At 67.4% G+C, this 23,233-nt stretch carries 17 protein-coding genes; 15 read left to right on the top strand and 2 right to left on the bottom strand.

All coding sequences use genetic code 11. From position 1 onward, the window contains the following. Positions 1–2: 2 nt before the first annotated feature. The 15 genes from DK254_RS12840 (at position 3) to DK254_RS12770 (ending at position 19,016) form a co-directional block, all read left to right on the top strand. Entirely contained in the window at positions 3–2,396 is a 2,394-nt protein-coding gene (locus DK254_RS12840; protein ID WP_109934071.1) for a type VI secretion system Vgr family protein, read from the top strand. A 21-nt stretch (positions 2,397–2,417) separates the two neighbouring features. After that, on the top strand, positions 2,418–3,176 hold the full coding sequence (locus DK254_RS12835) for a DUF4123 domain-containing protein (RefSeq protein WP_109934070.1): 759 nt from the start codon (positions 2,418–2,420) through the stop codon (positions 3,174–3,176). A 101-nt stretch (positions 3,177–3,277) separates the two neighbouring features. Continuing rightward, positions 3,278–3,814, top strand: coding sequence for a DUF3304 domain-containing protein (locus tag DK254_RS12830; RefSeq protein WP_109934069.1), 537 nt, complete (start codon positions 3,278–3,280; stop codon positions 3,812–3,814). Positions 3,815–4,013: 199 nt separating this feature from the next. Next, positions 4,014–4,532: a DUF3304 domain-containing protein gene (locus DK254_RS12825; RefSeq protein WP_256595862.1), complete on the top strand. Its 519-nt coding sequence runs from the start codon at positions 4,014–4,016 to the stop codon at positions 4,530–4,532. A 229-nt stretch (positions 4,533–4,761) separates the two neighbouring features. Next, entirely contained in the window at positions 4,762–5,244 is a 483-nt protein-coding gene (locus DK254_RS12820; protein ID WP_109934660.1) for a DUF3304 domain-containing protein, read from the top strand. Then, positions 5,232–7,580 carry a DUF2235 domain-containing protein gene (locus DK254_RS12815; protein ID WP_109934068.1) on the top strand — a complete coding sequence of 783 codons (2,349 nt, stop codon included), beginning with the start codon at positions 5,232–5,234 and terminating at the stop codon, positions 7,578–7,580. The genes DK254_RS12820 and DK254_RS12815 overlap by 13 nt, the downstream gene beginning before the upstream one ends. Then, positions 7,577–7,840 (top strand): PAAR domain-containing protein, encoded by a 264-nt coding sequence (locus DK254_RS12810; RefSeq protein WP_109934067.1) that lies wholly within the window; start codon positions 7,577–7,579, stop codon positions 7,838–7,840. Before DK254_RS12815 ends, DK254_RS12810 begins: the two co-directional genes overlap by 4 nt. After that, complete coding sequence (locus tag DK254_RS12805) at positions 7,837–8,973, top strand: hypothetical protein (protein WP_256595861.1); 1,137 nt, start codon at positions 7,837–7,839, stop codon at positions 8,971–8,973. Before DK254_RS12810 ends, DK254_RS12805 begins: the two co-directional genes overlap by 4 nt. Next, positions 8,966–12,373: an ImcF-related family protein gene (locus tag DK254_RS12800; RefSeq protein WP_256595883.1), complete on the top strand. Its 3,408-nt coding sequence runs from the start codon at positions 8,966–8,968 to the stop codon at positions 12,371–12,373. Before DK254_RS12805 ends, DK254_RS12800 begins: the two co-directional genes overlap by 8 nt. A 9-nt stretch (positions 12,374–12,382) precedes the next feature. Further along, positions 12,383–13,969, top strand: coding sequence for a type VI secretion system protein TssA (tssA, locus tag DK254_RS12795; protein ID WP_109934065.1), 1,587 nt, complete (start codon positions 12,383–12,385; stop codon positions 13,967–13,969). 29 nt (positions 13,970–13,998) lie between these two features. Further along, positions 13,999–15,768, top strand: a complete 1,770-nt coding sequence (gene tssF, locus DK254_RS12790; RefSeq protein WP_109934064.1) for a type VI secretion system baseplate subunit TssF — start codon at positions 13,999–14,001, stop codon at positions 15,766–15,768. Continuing rightward, positions 15,732–16,826: a type VI secretion system baseplate subunit TssG gene (gene tssG / locus DK254_RS12785; protein WP_109934063.1), complete on the top strand. Its 1,095-nt coding sequence runs from the start codon at positions 15,732–15,734 to the stop codon at positions 16,824–16,826. The genes tssF and tssG overlap by 37 nt, the downstream gene beginning before the upstream one ends. Then, entirely contained in the window at positions 16,807–17,352 is a 546-nt protein-coding gene (tssJ, locus tag DK254_RS12780) for a type VI secretion system lipoprotein TssJ (RefSeq protein WP_109934062.1), read from the top strand. The genes tssG and tssJ overlap by 20 nt, the downstream gene beginning before the upstream one ends. A 2-nt stretch (positions 17,353–17,354) precedes the next feature. Beyond that, positions 17,355–17,798 carry a type VI secretion system baseplate subunit TssE gene (gene tssE / locus DK254_RS12775; RefSeq protein WP_109934061.1) on the top strand — a complete coding sequence of 148 codons (444 nt, stop codon included), beginning with the start codon at positions 17,355–17,357 and terminating at the stop codon, positions 17,796–17,798. A 36-nt stretch (positions 17,799–17,834) separates the two neighbouring features. After that, positions 17,835–19,016 (top strand): OmpA family protein, encoded by a 1,182-nt coding sequence (locus DK254_RS12770; RefSeq protein WP_109934060.1) that lies wholly within the window; start codon positions 17,835–17,837, stop codon positions 19,014–19,016. Positions 19,017–19,040: 24 nt separating this feature from the next. Here DK254_RS12770 and DK254_RS12765 read toward each other — a convergent pair whose 3' ends face one another. Continuing rightward, the gene (locus DK254_RS12765) at positions 19,041–21,692 is read right to left on the bottom strand and encodes a LuxR C-terminal-related transcriptional regulator (RefSeq protein WP_109934059.1); all 2,652 of its coding nucleotides are present in this window, start codon (positions 21,690–21,692) and stop codon (positions 19,041–19,043) included. Between the two features lie 169 nt (positions 21,693–21,861). Continuing rightward, entirely contained in the window at positions 21,862–23,229 is a 1,368-nt protein-coding gene (locus DK254_RS12760) for a DUF1329 domain-containing protein (protein WP_109934058.1), read from the bottom strand. Positions 23,230–23,233: the final 4 nt, after the last annotated feature.

Raw genomic sequence — 23,233 nt, 5'->3', positions numbered from 1 at the left:
ACATGCTCGACGAGATTCGCACATTCTTCGACCACAGCCGCCACAGCCTCAGCGTGGATGGCCTCGACGCGGCCCTGGACGTCCTCGCGTTCGAAGGCACGGAGGCGCTGAGCCAGACGTTCTGCTACCGCATCGAGGTCACCAGCACGCAACTGGATATCGCCGCCCAGGACGTGCTCGGCAAGGACGCCAGCTTCAGCCTGCGCGCGGCCCCCGAATCGCTGGGCCTGCGCGGCTACACGCCGCCGGCGGTGGCGCCGCTGCGCACCCTGCATGGCGTGGTGACGCGTTTCAAGCGGCTGTCGGCATCCCGTGACGAGGCCCGCTACGAGGTGACGCTGGAGCCGCGCCTGGCGCTGCTCGACCATGGCTGCCAGTACCGCATCTACCAGAACCAGAGCGTGCCCGAGATCGTCGACGCCATCCTGCGCAGGCACGGCCTGCGCGGCCAGGACTTCCTGTTCGAGCTCGGCCGGACCTACGCGCAGCACGAACAACTGCTGCAGTACGGCGAAAGCGACCTGGCGTACCTGCAACGCCTGTGTGCCGAGCGGGGCATCTGGTACCGCTTCAGCATGGACACGCGGCTGAAGATCGACGTGGTCGAGTTCCACGACTCGCCGATGCACTACCAGCGCGACATCGCCCTGCCGCTGCGGCCGCAGAGCGGCACCCAGAGCAGCGGCCAGGACGCCGTCTGGGACCTCCAGGCCAGCCACCAGGTGGTACCGCAGCAGGTCAGCAACCGCGCCTACCATTCACGCGATGCCGGCGCCAACCTCGACGGCCAGGCCGATCTCGCCCACGGCGCGACCACCACCTACGGCGAGGCCTACCACTACGCCGACGAGCCCTACCAGGCGCTGGGCGACCCCCATGCGCGCGGCGACGAGGAAGGGCATGCCGAAAGCGGCTTCTTCTACGCGCGCCTGGCCCACGAGCGCTACCTCAACGACCAGACCCGCCTGTTCGGCACCAGCAGCAGCGCCGCCCTGGCCCCGGGCCAGGTGCTCGAGATCCAGGGCGGCGCGCCGGCCGCCTTCGCCCAGGGCGCCCTGATCGTCCGCCTGCACAGCAAGGCCGCCCGCGACCGCAGCTACGAAATCCGCTTCGAAGCCATCCCGGACAGCGACACCGTCGCCTTCCGCCCCGCGGTCCCGGCCAAGCCCCGCATCGCCGGCACCGTCCCGGCGCGGGTCACCAGCCCGCAGCGGAACGACCCCTACGGCCACATCGACGGCGAAGGGCGCTACCGCGTCAACTTCCTCTTCGACCGCGATGCCTGGCCCGCCGGCCGGGAAAGCATGTGGCTGCGCCTGGCGCGCCCCTACGCCGGCGACACCCACGGCCTGCACCTGCCGCTGCTGGCCGGCACCGAGGTGGCCGTCGCCTTCGAACAGGGCGACCCCGACCGCCCCTTCATCGCCCACGCCCTGCACGACAGCCTGCACCCCGACCACGTCACCATCCAGAACTACAAGCGCAACGTCCTGCGCACCCCGGCGAACAACAAGCTGCGCATGGACGACACCCGCGGGCAGGAGCACATCAAGCTCAGTACCGAATACAGCGGCAAGAGCCAGCTCAACCTGGGCCACCTGGTGGACGGCCAGCGGCAGAAGCGCGGTGAAGGCTTCGAGCTGAGGACCGACGGCTGGGGCGCCATCCGTGCCGGCAGGGGCGTGTTCATCAGTGCGGACGAGCAAGGCAAGGCCCAGGGCCAGGTGCTGGAAATGAAGCCCGCCGCCACCCTGATGGAGAACGCCGCCGACCAACTCAAGCAATGGCAGGACATCGCCCAGGCCCACCACAGCCGCGAGGCTTCCAGCGATGGCCTGCACGACCTGCTCGCACAGGGCAAGACCCTGCAAGGGCCAGCCATCCTGCTCAGCGCGCCGAAAGGCATCGCCGCTGTCACCCCGGCCAGCCTGCTGCTGGGCAGTAACCAGTCCATGTACCTGCAGAGCCAGGACGAAATCGACCTGACCGCCGCCCAGCGCATGGCCCTGCAATCCAACCAGGCCATGTCCCTGCTGGCTCAGCGCGAGGGCATGCGCCTGGTGTCGGGGAAGGGGCCGATAGAGATCGAATCCCACGGCGACATCCTCAACGCCATTGCCCAGCAGGACATCACCGTCCAGTCCGTGCAGGGCCACCTGCAACTCACCGCCAAGAACGGTATCACCCTGGCCTGTGGCGGCGGCTACATCCGCATCACGCCCAGCGGCGCCATCGATGTTCATTCGCCCGGCCAACTGCTGCTCAAGGGCAGGCATGTCTGGGAAGACCCTACCAGCCAGGACTATCCCTTGCCTGAACTGCCCCAGTCAATTTGCGAGGACTGTCTGAAGCGGGCGCAGAAAAAGGCGATGGGCCTGATGGCGCGTCCAAGTTGAGCAAGGAAAGGAATCCAGAGCATGAACCTACTCACCCAGTGGCAGGAACAGATTGACCGCGCACTCGCCGAGGCCGGAGTGCTTCACATCGATCTGCTGCTTGACCAGACCGGCTGGGGCCATTCCGCTATCGCCGCCTTGCAGCAACTGAGCCCGGCGGCCCCCTGGTACTCCCTGTTTACCGGCACGCCGGAAGAGACCCTGTTGCACCACGCACCGATACTCATGCGCCTGGACCTGCAGCACTGGCAGCATAAGGCCTGGTTGGAAGAGCTGGTGGAAGTCTGCGTAAACGAATCCCGGCTCCTGCTGCTGGTTTCACCCTTACCCTTCGAAACCCTGAGCCAGCACCTGCGGGCACTCTCGCAAGTTCAATGGGGTGGGCAAGGCGCACTACTACGTTTCTACGACCCGCGCATCCTCCCCGAACTGCTGGGCGGCATCCTGACCTCCGAGCAGTGCCTCCCCTTCCAGAAACTGGCCAGCTACTGGAGTTGGCTGGATCGCGATGGAAGACCTCAGTGGCTGGTTGGCCACTACAGCCCCGAGTCCGATTACCAGGAACCTTCGTTTGGGCTAGAGCTGACCGATGGGCAATACGAACGCATCTGCTGCCTGAGTGACGCACAAGCCTTTGTTGATGACGCTCGATTCTCGATACCGGGAGAAAATCGCGAGCAGCGCTTTGCACGGCTGTATCAACTGACTGACGAGGCAAACAATGCCGATTACTTCGGAACGCTCGAAAGTTACTTGCTTCAGCAGTTGGAAGCGAAGTGAATGCTGCCTGCTGTTGTATTTCGGAAGACAGGCTTGCTGCCTCTCTTGATGCTGGGCATGTCCGGTTCAGGTGCGTTTTCGCGTTTGCCTGATGTCGAACGATGCAGAGAGAACTTGCTGTGAAACGTTTGGCTGGAGTTATACAGGTTTTGGTCTGTGTGTTGGGATTAGCCCTGGCGGGTTGCTCCACCGCGGGCAATGAAATGGCCGCTGGCAATATTTCAGCGGTCAATCATATGGAAGGAACTGCCATCAACTGGTTTTCCGTCAATGGTTACCGCGCTTCCGGCGGTGGTGGGGAGCAATGTTGCATTGTCATGCCTGTTAAATGGCGGCCGGGACTGATTGCCCATATTGAATGGGAAGTGGATCCGAATCCTTATGCTTATTCAAAATGGCCGCGACTAGGTTCCGAGGGATATCGAATTGCTCAGGAAAAACATGCGGCCAACTATCAGCTTCACCGGGCCTCAGTTGAAATTCCGGAGTGGTCGGGTACTGAGCGCTGTGGTTTGAAAGTGCACTTCCTGCCTTGCAACACAGTCAAGCTGAGCACGTCTTGCTGGGCATTTACATCACCGAATTATCCTGTTCAAGAGCCTTCCAACATGAAGGAGCCTGCGGTATGTCCGAAATGAACGCGATGGGCGAAAAGCTCTATGGCCCGCCTGTGTTTCCCGTCGGAGGGCGTTTGTCCAAGACTCCCCAGGTGGTGCTGGAGAACTATTACAAACAGGGCAAGTAGGAGTTCGATCATTGCCAGAGCCGGGCCAACCGGAAAGCGTACGGGCGGATGCGTTTTCCAGTTTGCCTGATTGGGTGCAGAAGGAGTTTGCTGTGAGACGTTTGACTGGATTCATACAGGGGGTGGTCAGTGTGTTGGGGCTAGCCTTGGCGGGTTGCTCCACGGCGGACAGTGAAATGGCTGCGGGAAGTATTTCAGATGTCAACCATATGGAAGGCACTGCAATCAATTGGTTTTCCGTCAATGGCTATCGCGCTTCCGGCGGAGGGGGGGAGCAATGCTGCATTATCTTGCCGACTAAATGGCGGCCAGGGTTAATTGCCAATATTGAATGGGAGATGGATCCGGATCCTTATGCTTATTCAAAATGGCCGCGACTAGGTTCCGAGAGGTATCGGATTGCTCAGGAAAAACACGCGGCCAAGTATCAGCGTCACCGGGCCTCAGTTGAAATTCCGGAGTGGCCAGGAACTGAGAGTTGTGGTTTGAAGGTGCATTTTCTGCCTTGTAATCAAGTCAAAGTGACGACTTCCTGTTGGGGGTATGGTTCGCCGAATAATCCGATCAAGGAAGCGCGTAACTTAAAGGAGCCCGCGGTATGTCCGAAATAAACGCGATGGGCGAAACGCTCTATGCCCCGCCTGTGTTTCCCGTCGGAGGGCGTTTGTCCAAGACTCCCCAGGTGGTGCTGGAGAACTATTACAAACAGGGCAAGTAGGCGTTCGACCATTGCCAGATCCGGGCCAACCGGAAAACGTACGGGCGGATGCGTTTTCCAGTTTGCCTGATTGGGTGCAGAAGGAGTTTGCTGTGAGACGTTTTACTGGATTCATACAGGGGATGGTCAGTGTGTTGGGGCTAGCCTTGGCGGGTTGCTCCACGGCAGCCAATGAAATGGCTGCGGGGAATGTTCAGGCCGTCAATCATATGCAAGGAACTGCCATTAACTGGATGTCCGTTAATGGCTACCGAATAGATGGTGGTGGTGGGGAGCAATGTTGCATTGTCTTGCCGATTATATGGCGGCCAGGGTTGATTGCTAATATTGAGTGGGAAGTTGATCCAGATGCGTTTGGGCCCACACCACCACTTGGAACTGAAGAGTTTCGTGAGTTTATGGCGAAGCACAAAACTAACTATCAGCATCACCGAATATCTGTAGAGATTCCAGAGTGGCCGGGGACTGAGAGTTGTGGTTTGAAGGTGCACTTCCTGCCTTGCAATCAAGTCAAGGTCACCACGTCCTGCTGGGCATTTACGTCGCCGAACTACCCCATTCAGGAGCCCGATGAGATGAAGGAGCCTGCGCTATGTTCGAAATAGACGCGATGGGCGAAAAGCTCTATGGCCCGCCTGTGTTTCCCGTCGAAGGGCGTTTGCCTGGCACTCCTCAGGCGGTGCTGGAGAATTATTACAAGCAGGGCAAGCAGGAGTCCGATTATTGCCAGGGCCGAGATGAGAACGGCAACCGACGGGTGGCCGAGTGTTGCCAGACCATCCATATCAGCCTGTTCTTCGACGGTACCAATAACAATAACGATGCCGATACCGAGGCCGGGCACCCAAGCAATGTTGCCAAGTTGTTCCATGCGTCGTTCCGAGGGAAGAGCGCCATGGGTATGGGCTATTTCTCCTACTACATGCCCGGCGTCGGCACGGCGTTTCCCGAGATTGGCGAGTACGAGTACAGCAAGGAAGGACTGAAGTACGCGACCGGTGGCGAGGATCGGATCAACTGGGCCCTGGTACAGGTGGCCAGCGCCTTGTCTTATGTCCTCAACCAGAAGCAGGACATCGACCGGAGCGTGGCCAAGCTCAAGGTCGAGCAAATGGCCACCTGGAAGCTGCCGCTGATGCACAAGTTCGGTTCGGGCAATCGGCGGGCGGTGATGCGCGACTTGCTGGAACCACTACGGCCACTGGTGCCCCGGGCGCAGCCCAAGCCGCTGGCGGTGAAGCTGTTCGTCTATGGCTTCTCCCGCGGGGCGGCGGAGGCGCGCACCTTCGTCAACTGGCTGGCCGAACTATTCGAGACGCCCCAGGGGGCGGACAAGCCCGAGCAGACGCTGATCGGCCTGCCGATGAGCGTGGAGTTCCTCGGCCTGCTGGATACCGTGGCCTCGGTGGGGATCGCCCGCGTGGCGCCATTCTTCGCTGGGCACATGGGCTGGGCCGACGGCAGCCAGTTGCTGCCCGATGCCAGCCGTTACCCCGGCTTCGTCAAGGTGTGCCGGCATTTCGTGGCGGCCCATGAGCAGCGCGCCTGCTTCCCGCTGGACTCGCTGCGCAACGAAGCGGGGCAGTACCCCGCGGTGGCCCGCGAGGTGCTCTACCCCGGCGTGCATTCGGATGTGGGCGGCGGCTACCCGATGGGCGAGCAGGGCAAGGCACGCGGCGGCATCGGTGAGTTGCTGTCGCAGATTCCCCTGCATGACCTGTATGCCGAGGCCTTTGCCGCCGGGGCGCCCCTGCAGGCTCCGGAAGAAATGCTGCCGATGGGTCTTCGCTGTGACAGGTGGCGCGGGATGGCACGAGAGACGAAGGAAGAATTCGATATTAACCCTTTGGTTATCGAACGCTTCAACGCCTGGCGCACCACGGTGCCGGGCCTGTCCACGGAGCCCTCCAGCGGGCCGGCCTGGAGGTATGAGGCGCAGCGGGTGGGGCTGACCACGGAGCAGGCGCTGGCCGACCAGCTCTACTGGATCACCGGCTGGCGCATAGGCCGCTATGCCAACGGCAGCTACAGGACCCAGCCGTTCTACCTGGAGGCCAAGGACACCGACCCCGCCACGGTCGAAAAGAAGCAGGCGGATTATGACAAAACCCTTGGGGATGCCCGCACGCAGCGCCTGAACGAGCCCGAAACGGCGGTGCTGCACCCTGGCCCGCGAATCTACGAGGCGCAGATGGACCGGACCCAACTGAGTCAGGCCGCCGAGGAATTCCGCTACGACTATTCGGGGGAGAAGCGCGAGCAGACCAGTTGGCAGGGCGAGGTGTTCGATGTGGTTCTGCGCGACTCCATATACCTGCTCAACGATGACGATGAGCGGCGCGACGAAGACGAAATCAAGAGCCACGGCGAGAAACGCAGCCAGCAGCTATTCCGCGATGAGCGCGGCACGCCCACTGGCGACCCGGCCCTGGCGCTGCTGGTGGCGCTGTTCGATGACCAGGTGCACGACTCGCGCGCCTGGTTCATGCATGACCAGATGAAGACGCGGGAAATATGGGCCGGCTACTTCTTCCACCGGATGATCTACTTCGGCGACGACAGCAGCCGTCGGCTGACGCCGATGATGGTGGCCGGCAAGCTGGTGGGGGTGGCGATGATCGCCGGGGCCACGGTGTACGGCATCCGGCTGCTGCGCGGCAACGCGCTGAAGGCGGCGGCGGGTGGTGTCGCCGGGGTGGCGGCCGGTGTGCTGCTGACTGGGGTGACTTACCAGGTGCTGGACAAGGCCACGGGCCTGGTGGTGCCGTTCCTGCCCGATGCCGCGGAGTTGCTCAAGCCGACCGAGCGGATCGGCGCGGTGGCGGCGCAGCAGAAACGCACCATGGCGCTGGCGGATTACGCCGAGCGTATGCGGCGTACCACCGAGTACCTGCGGCAGACCGGCAGCCTGGTCGAGCGCGCGCCAGCGGTGCTTTCATGAAGCCGGTGGTGCGGGTGGGCGATCCGTTGCGACCGTACGGTGGCGAGGTGCTGGAAGGGCGTTACCTGGCCTTCGGAAAGCCGCTGGCGTATCTCGGCGCGCGGGCTCGCTGCAACAAGCACGGGATGACGCGCATCGGGCAGGGGGCTTCGCTGTCCACGCTGGGTGGCCAGGCGGTGGCGCTGGACGGCCATCTCTGCGAGTGCGGTTGTACGGTGGTGAGTACGCTACCGCTGACCTCGATGAGCGTGGCGCCATGAATACTCCGCCACAGTTCCCGGCCTATGTCGAACCGGGCGAGCCGAAGTGGCGCCGCTGGTGGTTGGCCCTGTTGGTGTTGTGGGGCGCCCAGTCGGGGCTGCTGCTGGCCATCTGGCCCGAAGGCCGCCCGCGCCTGGAGCTGTGGCTGTGGAGCGCGGTGCTGCCGCTGTTCTGGGGGTTGATGCTGGCGGTGCGTACGCTGGTGTGGCGGATCGGGCTGATGAACCGGGATGCCTACCACCAGACCCTCCAGGCCGCCGAGCGGCGCTGGTGGCGCAAACGTGGCAAAGCGCTGCCGGTGAGGCAGGTGCTGTTGCTGGGGCCGGCCGGATTGGAGCCGTTGTATTACCAGCGGTTGATGGTGGGCACGCCTGTGCCGCAACCCATGACGTCCACCGACGCCGTGGTAGCGCGGCTGCGTTGCCAGTTGTCGCGCAACGAAACCCGGGAAAGGAGCATGGCGCTCGGCCGGCAACTGGCTCGTCTGGTATTGGCGGAAATCGGGGCGGATGCGCGCTGGGGCGACCTGCGTGGCCTGGCCTGGGCGGGCGATGCCGGCGGCGAAGCGGCGTTTGTCCAGGCGCTGGCCGCTGGAGGCGTGACGCTGCCCGATGCACGCTGGCCGTTGCGCTCGCTGAAGGATCTGGATGCCTTGATCGATGCCGTGCCGCAAGTCTGCGGTGACGATGGCGCCGGCCTGCTGTGCGCCGGCGTGGTCTCGCGGGAGTACGCCGGGGAGGGAGAGGTTCCCGGCGAAGCGGGATTTCTCTGGGTGGTCGGACGCAAGGGGGCGCTGCGGGTGCACCGGGGCGAATACCTGCAGCCGGAGGAAGGTGAGTCCGCCGGCGAGTTATGTGCCCAGATGCAGCGCTATGCCGGACTGGCCGAGGCGCCGGCGGATTGCCTGGCGCTGGATGTGGCCAGTCAGTCGGCGTTCGTCGAAGGTGGCTGGATGGTGGGGCCGCATCAATTGGCCGAGTACTGGGGCGCACTGGGCGAGTTGGCTCCCTTTGTAGGGATGTCGCTGGCGGCGTTGCAGGTGGAGACGTCCGGTGAGCCATGCGGTTGGCTGGGCAAGGATGAGGCGGGGCGATTGGCAATGGGGGTGGTGGTGTCTCATGGCGATGCTTGACGCGGTAGGCAGGCGTTCGGTAGCCACTGCGGGGCTGGTTTACTGCCTGGTGGTGACGATGTTGGTGGTGCTGGGCTGCCTGCTGTATTTCCTGTGTGGTGACTGGTTGGAGCTGCCCAGGCTGCCCTTGAATGTTTTGTTGCTGCGCGCTCTGGGGATCTGGTTAACGCTCTGCCTGTTCTGCCCTGTCTATTTGAAAGCCTGGAAAGCGTTGGCGGTTGGGCAGGCGGTACAGGAAACCGGCGAAGGGGAACAGGAGGAAGAGACTGTGTCCACGTCGTCCAAAGGGGGCCCGGCATCGGAAGTGCGCGAGCATCTGCGCGATGCCTTGGGGTTCCTCTGGCGCCGGCACGTTCGCGTGTTGCTGGTAGTCGGCGAGGCGGACGAGATCGAGGCGGTTGCGCCGGGGCTGGCCGAGGCCAAATGGCGGGAAGGCCAGGGCACGCTGCTGCTGTGGGGCGGCAGCCTGACAGGCGATTGGGAAAGCGAGTGGCCGGGCAGCCTTCGCCGGTTGTCCTGGCGGCGCCCGCTGGACGGCATCGTCTGGGCCATGACGGAAGAGCAGGCCGGCAACGTGGCGCTGTTCGGCGAGGGCGTGCGTCGCCTCCAGGGCCTGGCGCGCGAACTGCGCTGGCAGGCACCGCTGTATCTCTGGCAGGTTCGCCGCTGTACCTGGACGCAGGAGGGGCGTGCCGCCCAATCGACCGGCTGTCTGTTACCGCCGGCACCCACGGCACAGCGCATCGAAAGCGCGTTGCGCCAGTTGCTGACGCCGCTTCGCGAACGTGGCCTGGAGCAGATGAGCCAGGTGCGCTCCAACGATTTCCTGCTGCGCCTGTCCCGAGACTTGGAGCACAACGGTATCGCCCAATGGCGTGATGCCCTCGTACCGCTGTTGCAGAATTTCGCTCGCGGCGTACCGCTTCGCGGACTGTTGTTCGCTGCGCCGCAAAAGCCTCCCATCGAGCCAATGGCCAGGCACAGCTGGTGGCCGGAGGCGAGTTGGAGAGCGGTGCTGGACGACAAGCAGGCCCGCGGCAGCCGCCTGGGCTGGTCCTGGCCCCGCGCCGCATACGCCTGCGCCCTGGCGCTCGCCGGCCTCTGCCTGCTGGCCCTGCTGCTGTCCTTCGCCAGCAACCGCAGCCAGGTCGCCACGGTCGAGGCGGCGCTGGCGACCCTTGGCTCGCCCGGTGACATGGACGCGCAGCTGGTCGCCCTCGACGCGCTGACCCGCGAATTGTCGCGGCTGGATTATCGGCGCGAGCATGGCGTGCCCTGGTACCAGCGCCTGGGCCTGAGCCAGAACGATGCGTTGCTGGCGGCGCTGTGGCCGCGCTATGCCCAGGCCAACAATCGCCTGCTGCGCGATGGCGCGGCGCAGCGCCTGGAGCGGCAGCTTGCCGAGCTGGCCGCGTTGCCCGTGGGCAGCCCGGAGCGGGTGAGGCGGGCCGAGGGGGCCTATGACCAGCTCAAGGCCTACCTGATGATGGCGCGCCCGGAAAAGGTCGAGGCGGCCTTCCTGGCCAAGGTGCTGGCCGCCAACGAAACCGCCCGCCCCGGTGTGGCGCCGGGCCTTTGGCAGGGCCTGTCGCCCAGGCTGTGGGCCTTCTACGCGCAACACCTGGCGGCGCATCCGCAGTGGCGCATCGAGGCCAGCCCCGCCGTGGTGGCCCGAGCGCGGCAGGTGCTGCTGGGGCGGTTGGGCCAGCGCAACGGCGTGGCCAACCTGTACCAGCAGGTGGTCGAGCGGGCGGGCAACGACTATGCCGCCATGGGCCTGGCGCAGATGGTGGGCGAAACCGATGCGGCGCTGCTGTTCGATACCCCCGAGAGCGTGCCGGGCGTGTTCACCCGCCAGGCCTGGGAAGACCAGGTGCGCAAGGCCATCGACGATGTCGCCGAGGCCCGCCGCGAGGAAATCGACTGGGTGCTGAGCGACCAGCAGGGCGGCCTCGACGCCGAGCTGCAACCCGAGGTGCTCAAGGCCCGCCTGACCGAGCGCTACTTCCAGGCGTTCGGCGACGCCTGGCTGGCCTTCCTCAACAGCATCCGCTGGCGCAAGGCGCAGAGCCTGTCCGACGTCATCGACCAGCTCACCCTGCTCAGCGACGTGCGCCAGTCGCCGCTGATCGCGCTGATGAACACCCTGGCCTACCAGGGCCGGACCGAAGCCAGGGCCGAGGCGCTGGCCGACTCGCTGATGAAGTCGGCGCAGCAGTTGCTGGACGGCGACCGGCAGCCGGTGATCGACCAGCGGCCGGGCGGGCCGCGCGGCCCGCTGGACACCACCTTCGGCCCGCTGCTCGGCCTGCTGGGCAAGGACCCGTCGGCGGCCGCGGGCAGCGACGGCAGCCTGAGCCTGCAGGCCTTCCTCACGCGTGTCACCCGCGTGCGCCTGAAGCTGCAGCAGGTCACCCATGCCGCCGACCCTCAGGCGATGACCCAGGCCCTGGCGCAGACCGTGTTCCAGGGCAAGAGCGTCGACCTGACCGACACGCTGGACTATGGCAGCCTGATCGCCGCCAGCCTGGGCGCGGAATGGAGCGGCTTCGGCCAGAACCTCTTCGTGCAGCCGCTCAACCAGGCCTGGGAGGGCGTGCTGCAGCCTTCGGCGCAGAGCCTGAACCGCCAGTGGCAGCGGGCGATCGTGGCCAACTGGCGGCGTGCCTTCGATGGCCGCTACCCGTTCGCCGCCACCGGCAGCGACGCCTCGCTGCCGATGCTGGGGCAGATGATCAGGGCCGATAGCGGGCGGATCGACCAGTTCATCCGCACGCAGCTGGGCGGCGTGCTGCGCAAGGAGGGCAACCGCTGGGTGCCGGACAGCGCCGGCAGCCAGGGGCTGCACTTCGACCCGCAGTTCCTCGAGGCGGTCAACCGGCTCGGCGAGCTGGCCGACATCCTCTACACCGACGGCGGCATGGGGCTGGCCTTCCAGCTGCAGGCCAAGCCGGTGCGCAACCTGGTGCAGACGACCTTCATCCTCGATGGCGTGACGCTGGAGTACTTCAACCAGGAGGAGAGCTGGCAGCAGTTCATCTGGCCGGGCGGCGCCGACCACCCCGGCGCCTCGTTGAGCTGGACCAGCGCCAGGGGCGGGGCGCGGCTGTTCGGCGACTTTGCCGGCATCTGGGGGCTGATCCGCCTGCTCGAACAGGCCCAGGTCACCGCGCTGGACGACAGCGACACGCGCTTCGAACTGGTGCTGACCGCGCCGGACGGCCTGCCCCTGACCTGGCAGATGCGCACCGAGCTGGGCAGAGGGCCGCTGGCGCTGCTGCAACTGCGCGGCTTCGCGCTGCCGACGAACATTTTCGACGTAGGGGGCGGGCGAGCCGACCCCTACGCCATGGCCGAGCCGTTCGAGGCGGCCGGCTCGAACACACGCGAAGGGATGTAGGACGCGCCGATGAGTTTGCAAGGACTGATTTCGACCTGCCTGGAAGGCCAGGACGCCGTGGCCCTGGCGAAGGCCCAGGCGCAGCGCTGGGAACCCTGGCTGGCGCCCATCGACGCGGCGACGCCGGTGGGGGAAGACCCCGGCTACGACGATGACTTCCAATGCCTGCGCGAGGAGATCGACAAGCTCTCCGGCGCGGATGTGGAACGGGTGGCGCGGCTGGCGGAGCAACTGCTCAAGCAGCGCTGCAAGGACCTGCGGATCGCCACCTATTACCTCTGGGCGCGGACCCAGCGCGACGGCGAGGCGGGCCTGGCCGATGGCCTGGAGCTGTTGGCGGCGCTGCTCGAACGCTTCGCCGGGCAGGTGCTGCCGGGCCGCCCGAAGAGCCGGCGCATGGCCCTGGAGTGGCTGGCCAGCGGCAAGGTGCTGGACAGCCTGTCGCTGTTCCCCGAGGTGGTGAAGGCCGAGGCGCAGCGCACGGTCGCGGCGCTGGCCTGGCTCGAACGCAGCGTCGCCGCCTGGCCGGAGGCCGAGCGGCCGGGCCTGGGCGCGCTCTATGGGGCCCTGGCCGCGCGCCTGACGCAATCCGGCGGGGTGAACGCGCTGGTGCCGCAGAACAGCGCCGCCCACGCCGAGCCCACGCCGCACGCCGCGCTGCCGCCGATGTCGGCCGTCAAGTCCGGCCGCGACCTGCTGGACACCGGCAAGGCCCTGGCCGGCTACCTGCGCGACCAGCCCCAGGGCTGGCTGGCGGCCCACCGCCTGCTGACCAGCCTGCGCTGGGACACCGTGCACCAGTCGCCGCCGCAGGAGGCCAATGGCAACACCCGCCTGGCCCCGCCGCGCACGGAATACCGCGCCCAGCTCAAGCGCCTGTACCTGCAGCAGAGCTGGAGCGAGTTGCTGGACCAGGCCGAACGCATGTACGCCGAGGGGGTGAACCACTTCTGGCTGGACCTGCAGTGGTTCCTCTGCCAGAGCCTGGCCAGGCTGGGCGTGCCCTACGAGGGCTGGGCGGACATCGTCAAGCGCGACCTGGGCATGTTCCTCGAGCGCCTGCCGGGCCTCGAACAGTTGCGCTGGAGCGACGGCACGCCGTTCGCCGACGAAACCACGCGCGAGTGGATCAGCCAGCACGTGAGCGGCAACCGCCCGCTGCAGTGGCCGTCCACGGCCGTCGCCGCGCCGGCCGTGGCGGACGACATCCTGGCCCTGGAGGGCGAGGCGCTGGCCCAGGCCGACAGCGATGGCGTCGAGGCGGCGCTGGCCTGGCTGGCCGCGCGCCCGGATGCGAGCAGCGGCCGCCAGCGCTGGCTGCTGAGGCTGTTGATGGCGCGGGTGGCGGAGCAGTACGGCAAGAGCGACCTGGCGATCCACCTGCTGGGCGAGCTCGACGGCGTCGCCCAGCAACAGGGCCTGAGCGCCTGGGAGCCGGAGCTGGGCTTCGAGGTCAAGGCGCGCCTGCTCAAACTGCTGCGCCAGAAGCTCCAGCGCAACGACGTCGACAAGGCCGCGCTGGGCCGCCGCATGGAGGCCCTGCTGGCGGCGCTGGTGGCCATCGACCCGGTACGCGCCGCGGTGCTTTGCGGCTGAGCCCCTCACTACTTTCAGGACATTCTTTCGTGAGCATGGACAATCTGACGCTGCGTTATTTCGATGCCGAAATGCGCTACCTGCGCGAGGCGGGCAAGGAGTTCGCCGAGGCGTTCCCGGACCGTGCGGCGCAGCTCAACCTGGACAAGGCCGGGGCCCGCGACCCCTACGTGGAGCGGCTGTTCGAGGGCTTCGCGTTCCTCATGGGGCGCCTGCGCGAGAAGCTCGACGACGACCTGCCGGAGCTGACCGAGGGGCTGGTGAGCCTGTTGTGGCCGCACTACCTGCGCACCATCCCGTCGCTGTCGGTGGTCGAGCTGACGTCGGACTACCGGGAGATGAAGCGCTGCGAAACGCTGCCCAAGGGCACCGAGGTGCTGTCGCAGCCGGTGGGGCCACGGCGCACGCGCTGCCGCTACAGCACCACCGCGGACGCCATGCTGTACCCGATGGCCATCGACTCGGTGCGGGTGGGCAGCGAGCCGGACGGGCGCTCGGTGCTGCACCTGCGCTTCGCCTGCAGCCCCCTGGCGGACTGGTCGCAGATCGACCTGGGGCGCCTGCCGCTGTACCTCAACGCCGACGCACCGCTGGCCTGCGCGCTGCACCATGCCCTGACACTGAAGGCCCAGGCGCTTTACCTGCGGCTGCCGGGCCAGCCCGACCGGCTGGAGCTGGACGGCCATTTCGCGCCCAAGGGCTTTGGCGACGACGATCGCTTGTGGCCCAAGGGGGAGGGCGCCTTCAGCGGCTACCAGCTGCTGCTGGAGTACTTCACCTTCCGCGAGAAGTTCATGTTCGTCAGCCTCTGCGGCCTGGAGCAGGTGCCGCTTCCCCCCGGTCTGCCGGGCTTCGAGCTGGACGTGGTGCTGGGCGAGCAATGGGCCCACGAGTTCGCGCTGGGCGCCGAGCACGTGCGCCTGCACGCGGTGCCGGTGATCAACCTGTTCGCGCTGGAGGCCGACCCCCTGACGCTGTCGCCGCTGCAGACCGACTACCTGCTGCGGCCGATGCGCTTGCAGGACGGGCACACCGAGATCTACTCGGTGGACAGCGTGTCTTCCTCCAGGCACTCGGCGCAGCGCGACTACGTGCCCTTCAGCAGCTTCCGCCACAAGGGCGGCATGCTGCGCGACGAAGCGCCCGAACGCTATTTCCACACCCGCATGAGGCGCGGGGCGAACGGCATGCACGACACCTGGCTGATCCTCGGCGGCGAGGGCTTCGACGTCGACCGCCTGGAGGAGGGCGAAAGCCTGTCCCTGCGCCTCACCGGTACCAATGGCCAACTGCCGCGCAAGGCCCTGCAGAGCGCCCTGCTGGACACCCTGGCGAAGGCGCCGCTGGCCGGCCTGAAGGTGCGCAACCTGTGCGCGCCGAGCCTGCCGTGCTACCCGCCGAACCAGGACCGCTTCCACTGGCGCGTGCTCAGCCACCTGGGCTCGAACTTCCTGCCGATGCTGGACAACGCCGAGGTGCTGCGCGGCACCCTGGCGCTCTACGACTGGAGCCACAGCGAGCTGAACCGCCGGCGCCTGGCGGCCATCGTCGAGGTCCGCCACCACCTGATCCAGCGCTTCGAAAAGGGCTTCCTGCTGCGCGGCGTGGACATCGAGGTGACGCTGGACGCCAACGGCTTCTGCGGCGAGGGCGACATCAGCCTGTTCGGCGAGATGCTCAACCGCTTCTTCGCCCTGTATGCCGACATCCACCTGTTCAACCAGCTCACCCTGGTCCTGCAACCCACCGGTAAGTGCCTGCGATGGAAAGAGAACCACAATCAGCGTATTCCCGGCTGAAGGCCAGCGGCCTGCTGCAGGCGCTGGAGGGGCGGGTTTGCGAGGCGAACCTGTACCGCTTCTGCCAACTGGTCGAGGCCGCCGCCCCGGGCAACCCGCCCCTGGGCACGACGAGCCGGCCCGGCGACGATGCCGTGCGCTTCCGCCCGGACCCGGGCATGGGCTTTCCCGCCGGCGAGCTGAAGGCCATCGAGTTCGACGAGGAGCATCCCGAGCGCCCGGCCACGGTGCGCACGCGGCTGCTCGGCCTGTACGGCGTCGACTCGCCGCTGCCCACCGCCTACCTGGACGACATCGCCCAGCGCCGCGAAGGGCACGAGGCGCTGGAGGCCTTCCTCGACATCTTCAACCACCGGATATTCACCCAGTTCTACCGCATCTGGCGCAAATACTCCTACCCGGCCACCTTCGAGGCCGGCGGCACGGATGGCACCTCGCAGTGCCTGCTGGGCCTGATCGGCCTGGGCATCCCGGGCACGGCGGAGCACGTCGCGACGCCGGTCTCGCGCTTCCTGGCCCTGCTCAGCGTGATGCGCCTGCCCACCCGCAACGCCGAGGGCATCGGCGCCCTGGTGAAGCTGCTGGCGCCCAACACCCGGGTGCGGGTGACGCCCCACTGGCCGTGCAAGGTGCCGCTGGCGCGGCCTGCCAGCCTATCGCCGGAGGCGCCCGTGAGCCTGTCCCAGGGCACGCCGCTGGGCGCCATGGGTGCCGATGCCAACAGCCAGGTGCGCCTGGAACTGGCCACCGAGGACCCCGCCGAAGTGCAGGGCTGGTTGCCGGGGGGCCAGTTGCACAGCGACCTGCTGGTGCTGCTGCGGGTGTACCTGGGCTGGCGCTGCAACGCGAAGCTGCAGCTCACCCTGCCGCTGAAATGCCTGCCCAGGCCGGTGCTGGGCGCCGCCCCGGTGCTGCTGGGGCTTACCGGCGTGCTGGGGCTCGATGCCGGGCCCGAAGACGCCGGGCAACCATGCATGACGGTCAACCTCGGGCGTTACCAGGGCCTGGCCGAGAACCCGAAAACCAGGGAGGTACGGAATGTCGCTTACCGTTTTTAGGAAGCTGCTGGCCATGGCGGCGCTGGGCCTCGCGCTGGGCGGCTGTGGCGTGGCTCAGCGCGTGGCGGAGGGAGGCAGCTCCCTGGCGCAGGGGATTTTCTACAAGCAGGTCAAGGTGCTGCGCCTGGACTTCAGCGGGCGCGCGGCGCTCAACACCGATGTCCGCGACATGTCCGGGCTGTCGGTGTCGACCCTGGTCCGCGTGTACCAGTTGCGCAGCCGTGAGGCGTTCGACAAGGCCGGCTACCAGGCGCTGCTGGGCGAGGGGGCCGAGGTGCTGGCGAACGACCTGCTGGAAGAGCGGCAGGTGGTGGTCAAGCCCGGCGAAGGCGCGCAGCTGAGCATGCCCCTGGCCGCCGAGGCGAAGTTCGTCGCGGTGGTCGGCCTGTTCCGCGCCCCCGGCGCCGACGATGCCCGCTGGCGCCTGGTGCTGGGCCGCGATGAACTGGACCCCGACCGGGCGCGGGTCATCGAGCTTTCGGACAGCACGCTGAACCTGCTGCCCCTGGCGGAAAAGGACGCATAGCGATGAGCGAGGTCAACCCGTCGCTCTACGAGCTGCTGCTGCAGAACTTCAGCGGCGAGCTGGACCTGCACCGGGTGCGCGAGGAAGACCAGGTGGTGCTGTCGGTGCTCGACAACCTGCAGCGCATCCTCAACTGCCGGGCCGGGAGCCTGAGCCATCTGCCGGACTACGGCCTGCCGGACATGAGCCAGATCCTCCAGGGCCTGCCCGGCAGCGCCCATGGCCTGATCGAGACCCTGCGCGCAACGCTGCTGCGCCACGAGCCGCGCCTGGCCGCCATCCGCGTCGAGCTGCTGCCGCAGACCCGCCCCGGGCATCTCGAATACGCGCTGGAAGTGACGCTCCGCAGCGGCGCCCACGCAACCTTCGGCACCACCCTGGCGCCCGAGGGCAAGGTGCTGCTACGGCACCTGAAGCAGGCGCAGCAACTGCGCGCGTACCCATGATCACGGACTGGATGGCCAAGGCCGAAGGGATGCCCAATGTCGGTACTGTCTGAAATGCAACTCCGCCCGGGCGCGGACCCGAGCAAGCAGGCCCCGTACATCGCCCTGGGCGAGGAGCTGGCCAAGCTGAGCCACCCGGCCTGCCCGGACGTGAACTGGCAATGGGTCGAGTACCAATGCCTGGAGCTGTTCCAGGAAAACGGCGCCGACCTGCAATCGGCCGCGGCCCTGGCCCTGGCGCGCAGCCATGTCCACGGCTTGCCGGGCATGGAGCAGGGGCTGGCGCTGGTGACCGCGCTGCTGTCGCAGAGCTGGCCGCAACTGTGGCCGGCCGCCTTGTCGGCCCGTATCCAGATACTGACCTGGCTGTTCGCCCAGTTGCAGCCACTGGTGCGGCGCCTGGAACTGCTGGGTTCCGACCTGCCGCTGCTGGAGCGCGTCGGCAGCGGCCTGGCGGGGCTGGGCGAGCTGCTGGGCCGGCACGCGCAGGTGCCCTTGCTGTCGCTGGAGGCCCTGCAGGCGCAACTGGCCAGCCTGGCCAGGCGCCTGGAGCGCGAGGCGGTGCCCGCCGAAGTGGCGCCATTCAGCCTGCCGGCGGCGTTACCGGCCAGTGCGCCTGCAACGCCGCCGCGGCCGGCGGCTTCGCCCAGCGTCCTGGTCCTGAAGCTCGACAACCCGCCGCCAGCATCCCAGGCGCAGGAGCGCCGCCGTGGCCCACGCCTGCTGTGGCTGGTGCTTTTGCTCATCCTGCTGGCCGGGCTTTCGCTGGGCAGCTTCTGGGTGTGGCACGCGGCCAGGCAGGACCGGGACGAGCAGGCCCGGGTTGCCGACCCCGTCTACCTGGACAGCCTGCTGCTCTTCGCGCCCGGCAGCGCGGAGCTGAAGCCCGAGTCGACCAAGGTCCTGATCGACGGCCTGATGCACATCAAGGCACAGCCCGACTGGCTGATCGTGGTGAGCGGCCATTCCGACAACTCGGGCAACGAACGGCAGAACCTGGCGCTGTCGCAGGCCAGGGCGGCCGCCGTGCGCGACTGGATGCAGCGCATGGGCGACATTCCGCAACGGTGCTTCGTCGTGCAGGGGTTGGGCGCCAGCCAGCCGATCGCCAGCAATGATTCGGAGCAGGGGCGCTCGGCCAACCGGCGGGTGGACGTGCGCCTGGTGCCGGCGCCGGGCGCCTGCAGCGGCGAGGCGGGGGCCGGCATGGGCCGCTGACCGACTCGTCGTCGGCGACGGGGCTCAGATCAACCCGCAGGCCTTGGCCGCCACCGCCGCCTGCGCCCGGCTGTCCACCTGCAGCTTGCTGAAGATGTGCTTCATGTGGCTCTTGATGGTTTCCGGGGTCACGCCCAGCAGCTTGGCCATCTCCTTGTTCGACTTGCCCTGGGACACCAGGTCCAGGACGTTCCGCTCCTTGCTGGTCAGGCTGATCATCAGCCGCGCGGTGTGCTGCGTGGCGCTGTCCGCCGTGCTGGGCTGCAGGTGCTGCAGGCGGGCCTTCAGCGCCGGGGCGAGGCCGGGCTGGGCCAGGGCGTGGGCGATGAGCGGCTGCAGCATGTCCTGGGCCGGCAGGTCCCGCAGCAGTTGCGGCGCGTCGCAGTGCTCCAGCAGTTCGGCGACTTCCAGCAGGCTGGCCAGGGCCTGCTCGCCGGCCCGGCGCCGCCAGTGGACCATGGCCAGGCTGCCGGCCAGGCGCAGCTGCATCAGGCGCAGGTTGTGCCGGTGGGCCAGGCGGCAGAGCCGCTCGGCGCCCTCCAGGTCGGCCTGGCGCCCCATGCCGGCGGCTTCGCACCATAGCTCCGCCAGGCTGGCGAGGCAGGCGTATTCGGAAAGCTCGGCGCTTTCGCCGCCATGGGCGAGGCGCAGGGCGTCGAGCTGGCCCAGACAGGCGTTCGCCTCGTGGGATTTCTGTTCCAGCAGGCTGACGCGGGTCCGCTCCAGCAGCAGTTGCGCCTGCAGCCGCGGCCAGGTGCGGGCCTGCGCCAGGCGGTCGCCTTCCTCCAGGAAATAGCGCGCGCCCTGGGGGCTGGCGTGGCTGCTGCTGAGGCGGCTGGCGGTGATGAACAGCACCCCGGCGCAGTCGAGGAAGCCGCAGATCATGATGGTCTCGACGCTTTCCATGATCAGCCGCTCGGCCTCGGCCAGGCTGCCCTGCAGGTAGCGCACGCAGCCGAGGAAGCTGGCCGGCAGCGCGCGCAGCACCGAGCGGCTGGTGATGCCCCGTTCGGCGGTGACGCGCATGGCTTCCTCGAACAGCGCCACGGCCTGGCCGAAGCGGCCCTGCAGGGCTTCGCCCAGGCCCTGCAGGCTGAGGCGGTAGACCTGGTTGAACTGGTAGCGGTTGGGGTCCAGCGGTGTGCGCACCGAGGCCGGCAGGGCGTAGAACGCCTGCCAGCGGCAGGTGCGCAGGTGGCTGAAGCACAGCAGGTTGAGCAGGGTGTTGCTGATCCACGGGCGTTCGCGCAGGTGCGGGTAGCAGGCGCTCGCCAGTTGGCCGGCGTCTTCGGCCTGGTCTTCCAGGGCCAGCAGCGTCGCTTCCAGCGCGCGGCATTCCCAGGCCAGGTGCTCCCGCTGTGCTTCGTCGGCGATGCCGGGCAGCGCCTGGCGCACCTCCGCGAGCAGTTGCCGGGCGCGGCCGCTGCCCATGGCCAGGCCGCTGGCCCAGCCCATGGCCAGCTTCAGTTGCGCCGGGCTTTCCAGCAGGCGGTCGTGCAACTGGCGCTGCCAGTCGACCAGGGTGACGAATTCGCCGCGCTCGACCATGTCCATGGCGCAATGCGCGATCCAGGCGCGGGCGCTGTCGTTGTCGCCGCAGGCCAGCGCGGAGCGCACGGCGTCCATCCACAGCTGCTGCCCGGCGAACCAGCGCGCGGCCTTGTCCAGGGTGGCCGCCAGCGCGTCGGCCGGCAGGCGGCGGCGCAGGTGCTCGCGGAACAGCGGGTGGAAACTGAACCACTGCGCCTGGGCGTCCAGGGTGGTGAGGAACAGCTGGCGGCGGTCGATGTCCTCGATCAGCGCGCGGCCATCGGCGGCGCCGGTCAGGGCCTCGGCCAGCACCGCGTCGAACTTGTCCACGGCCGCCAGGCGCGGCAGGCAGCCGGCCAGTCCGGGGGGCAGGCGCGCCAGCAGCTCGTCCAGCAGGCCGCTGATGCTGTTGCTCAGGCGCGCGCTGCCCGCGGGGCGCTGGCGCAGGGTGAGCAGGCTGGCGCGCAGCGCGGCGATCCAGCCCTCGGTGGCGGCGTGCAGCTCCAGCAGCTCCGTGGCGTCCACGTTCGGCGTGCCGGTGCGCAGCAGCAGGTCGCGGGTTTCGTCCAGGTCGAAGCGCAACTGGCCGACGTCCACTTCCAGGCAGGCGTCGTCGTAGGTGTGGGCGATCAATGCCGCCGGCAGGTCGACGCGCCCGCAGAACACCAGGTGCAGGTTGTCCGGGGCGAAGCGCACCAGGCTGTCGAAGGCCGCGGTGAGCACCGCCGGCGGCACGCAGTGGTAGTCGTCGATGAACAGGAAGCACTGCTCGCTGCGGCGCTCCAGGTCGTTGGCCAGCAGCGTCGCCAGCTGCTCCACCGGCAGCAGCGAGAGTTCCTTGAACAGGTTGTCGTCGGCGCTGCCGTCGAAGCCCCGCTGGATGGCCGCGGCGAGGTAGAGCAGCAGGCGGTCGGCGCTGTCGTCGGCCTCGTCCAGGTTCAGCCAGGCCACCTTGCCGCCACGGGCCAGCGCCGCCTCGGCCCAGCTGCCGGCCAGGGTGCTCTTGCCGAAGCCCGGCGGGGCCTTGAGTACCGTCAGGGTGGCCTCGGCAATGCGCTCGACCAGCTGTTCCAGGCGGGGCCGCGGCAGGGTGCCGCGGGCCCGGCGGGGCGGCAGGAGTTTGGTGGAAAGCAGCGGAGAGAGCATCGTCGTCGTGGGTTCGTGGCGCGGCGTATGCCCCGCGGAGGGATACAGTATGGTGGGTAAATGGTATCCAAGTCTTTCGGCGGGTTACAGCGACAGGTCCCGATTGGCCGCGCCGCCAATGCAAAAGGCCACCCGCAGGTGGCCTTTCGTCCGAGGGGGGATTCCGCTGTCAGCGCACGCCCATGTTGCGCAGCGCGGCGGGCAGGTAGTCGGCGTTGGAAGCCTGGTAGCCGAAGTTGTAGAAGCGCTTCTCCTCGTTGGTCAGGCCCAGGGCCAGGTAGCGGCCGGACTGCAGGTCGTAGAGGGTCTCCATGGCGTACAGCGGCACCTGGTGATCGTAGAACTGCATGGCGTGGGCCTCGGCGACGCGCCACAGCAGGCCGCGGCCGTCGTAGTGGTCGATTTCGGCGGCCTGCCAGCTGTCCTCGTCGATGAAGAAGTGGCGCTTGGCGTAGATGTGGCGCTGGCCGGGCTTGAGCGTCGCTTCCACTTCCCAGACGCGGTGCAGCTCGTAGCGCGCCAGGTTCTGGTTGATGTGGCCGGCCTGGAGGATGTCCGAGTACTTCAGCTTGGTGGAGGCCAGGCGGTAGCTGTTGTAGGGGATGTAGATCTCCTTCTTGCCGATCAGCTTCCAGTCGTAGCGGTCGGGCGCGCCGTTGTACAGGTCGTAGTTGTCCGAGGTGCGCAGGCCGTCGGTGGCCTGGCCGGGGCCGTCGTAGGCCACCTGCGGGGCGCGGCGCACGCGGCGCTGGCCGGCGTTGTACATCCACGCCTGGCGCGGCTCGGCCACCTGGTCGATGGGCTCGCGCACCAGCAGCACGTTGCCCGACAGGCGCGCCGGCTGCACCACCTGCTGGGTGAAGCAGAACAGCAGGTTCTTGTTCTCGTCCGCGTTGTAGTCCTTGAGGTTGGTACGGAAGGTGAAGTGGTCCTCGAAGGTCACCAGGCTCGGCGTGCCGTCGGCCTGCGGGGTGGCCTGGACGATCTGCCGGCTGAAACTGCCGCCGCGGTAGCGGGTGATGTGGTTCCAGATCACCTCCAGGCCGCTCTTCGGAATGGGGAAGGGCACGGCGGTGTCGAAGTCGGCCAGGCCGTTGCCGCCGGTCACCAGGCTGGTGTGGGTGGCGTTGCGCTTGGCGGCGGCGTACACCGCGTCGGGCAGGGCGGCGCTGCGGTGGCTCGGGTAGACCGGCATCACGTAGGTGCCGCCATAGCGCTTGAACATCTCCACCTGGCCGGGGGTGAGCTTGTCCTGGTACTGGGTGTAGTTGTCCTTGGTGATGGTGAACAGCGGCTTCTCGCTGGCGAAGGGGTCGCTGAGGAAGCCCTTGGCGTCCACCGGCGCGGCGTCCCTGGCCAGGCCGCCGGTCCAGGCGGGAATGCTGCCATCGGCATTGCCGGCCTTTTCCGCGCCCATGGGGGTGAGTTTGCCGCCCAGTTGCGCGGCCTCGTCGGCCGGCACGGCAGCGAGGGCGGCAGCGGAGAGTGCAGTGAGAGAGAAAGCCCCGGCGCGCAGCCAGGATCTTATTGGCGACATATTA

This window comes from Pseudomonas sp. RW407 (assembly GCF_003176655.1).
Taxonomy (GTDB): domain Bacteria; phylum Pseudomonadota; class Gammaproteobacteria; order Pseudomonadales; family Pseudomonadaceae; genus Pseudomonas; species Pseudomonas delhiensis.
Note: the sequence above shows the minus strand (reverse complement) of the source record. Positions and strands in the feature narration are given on the sequence as shown.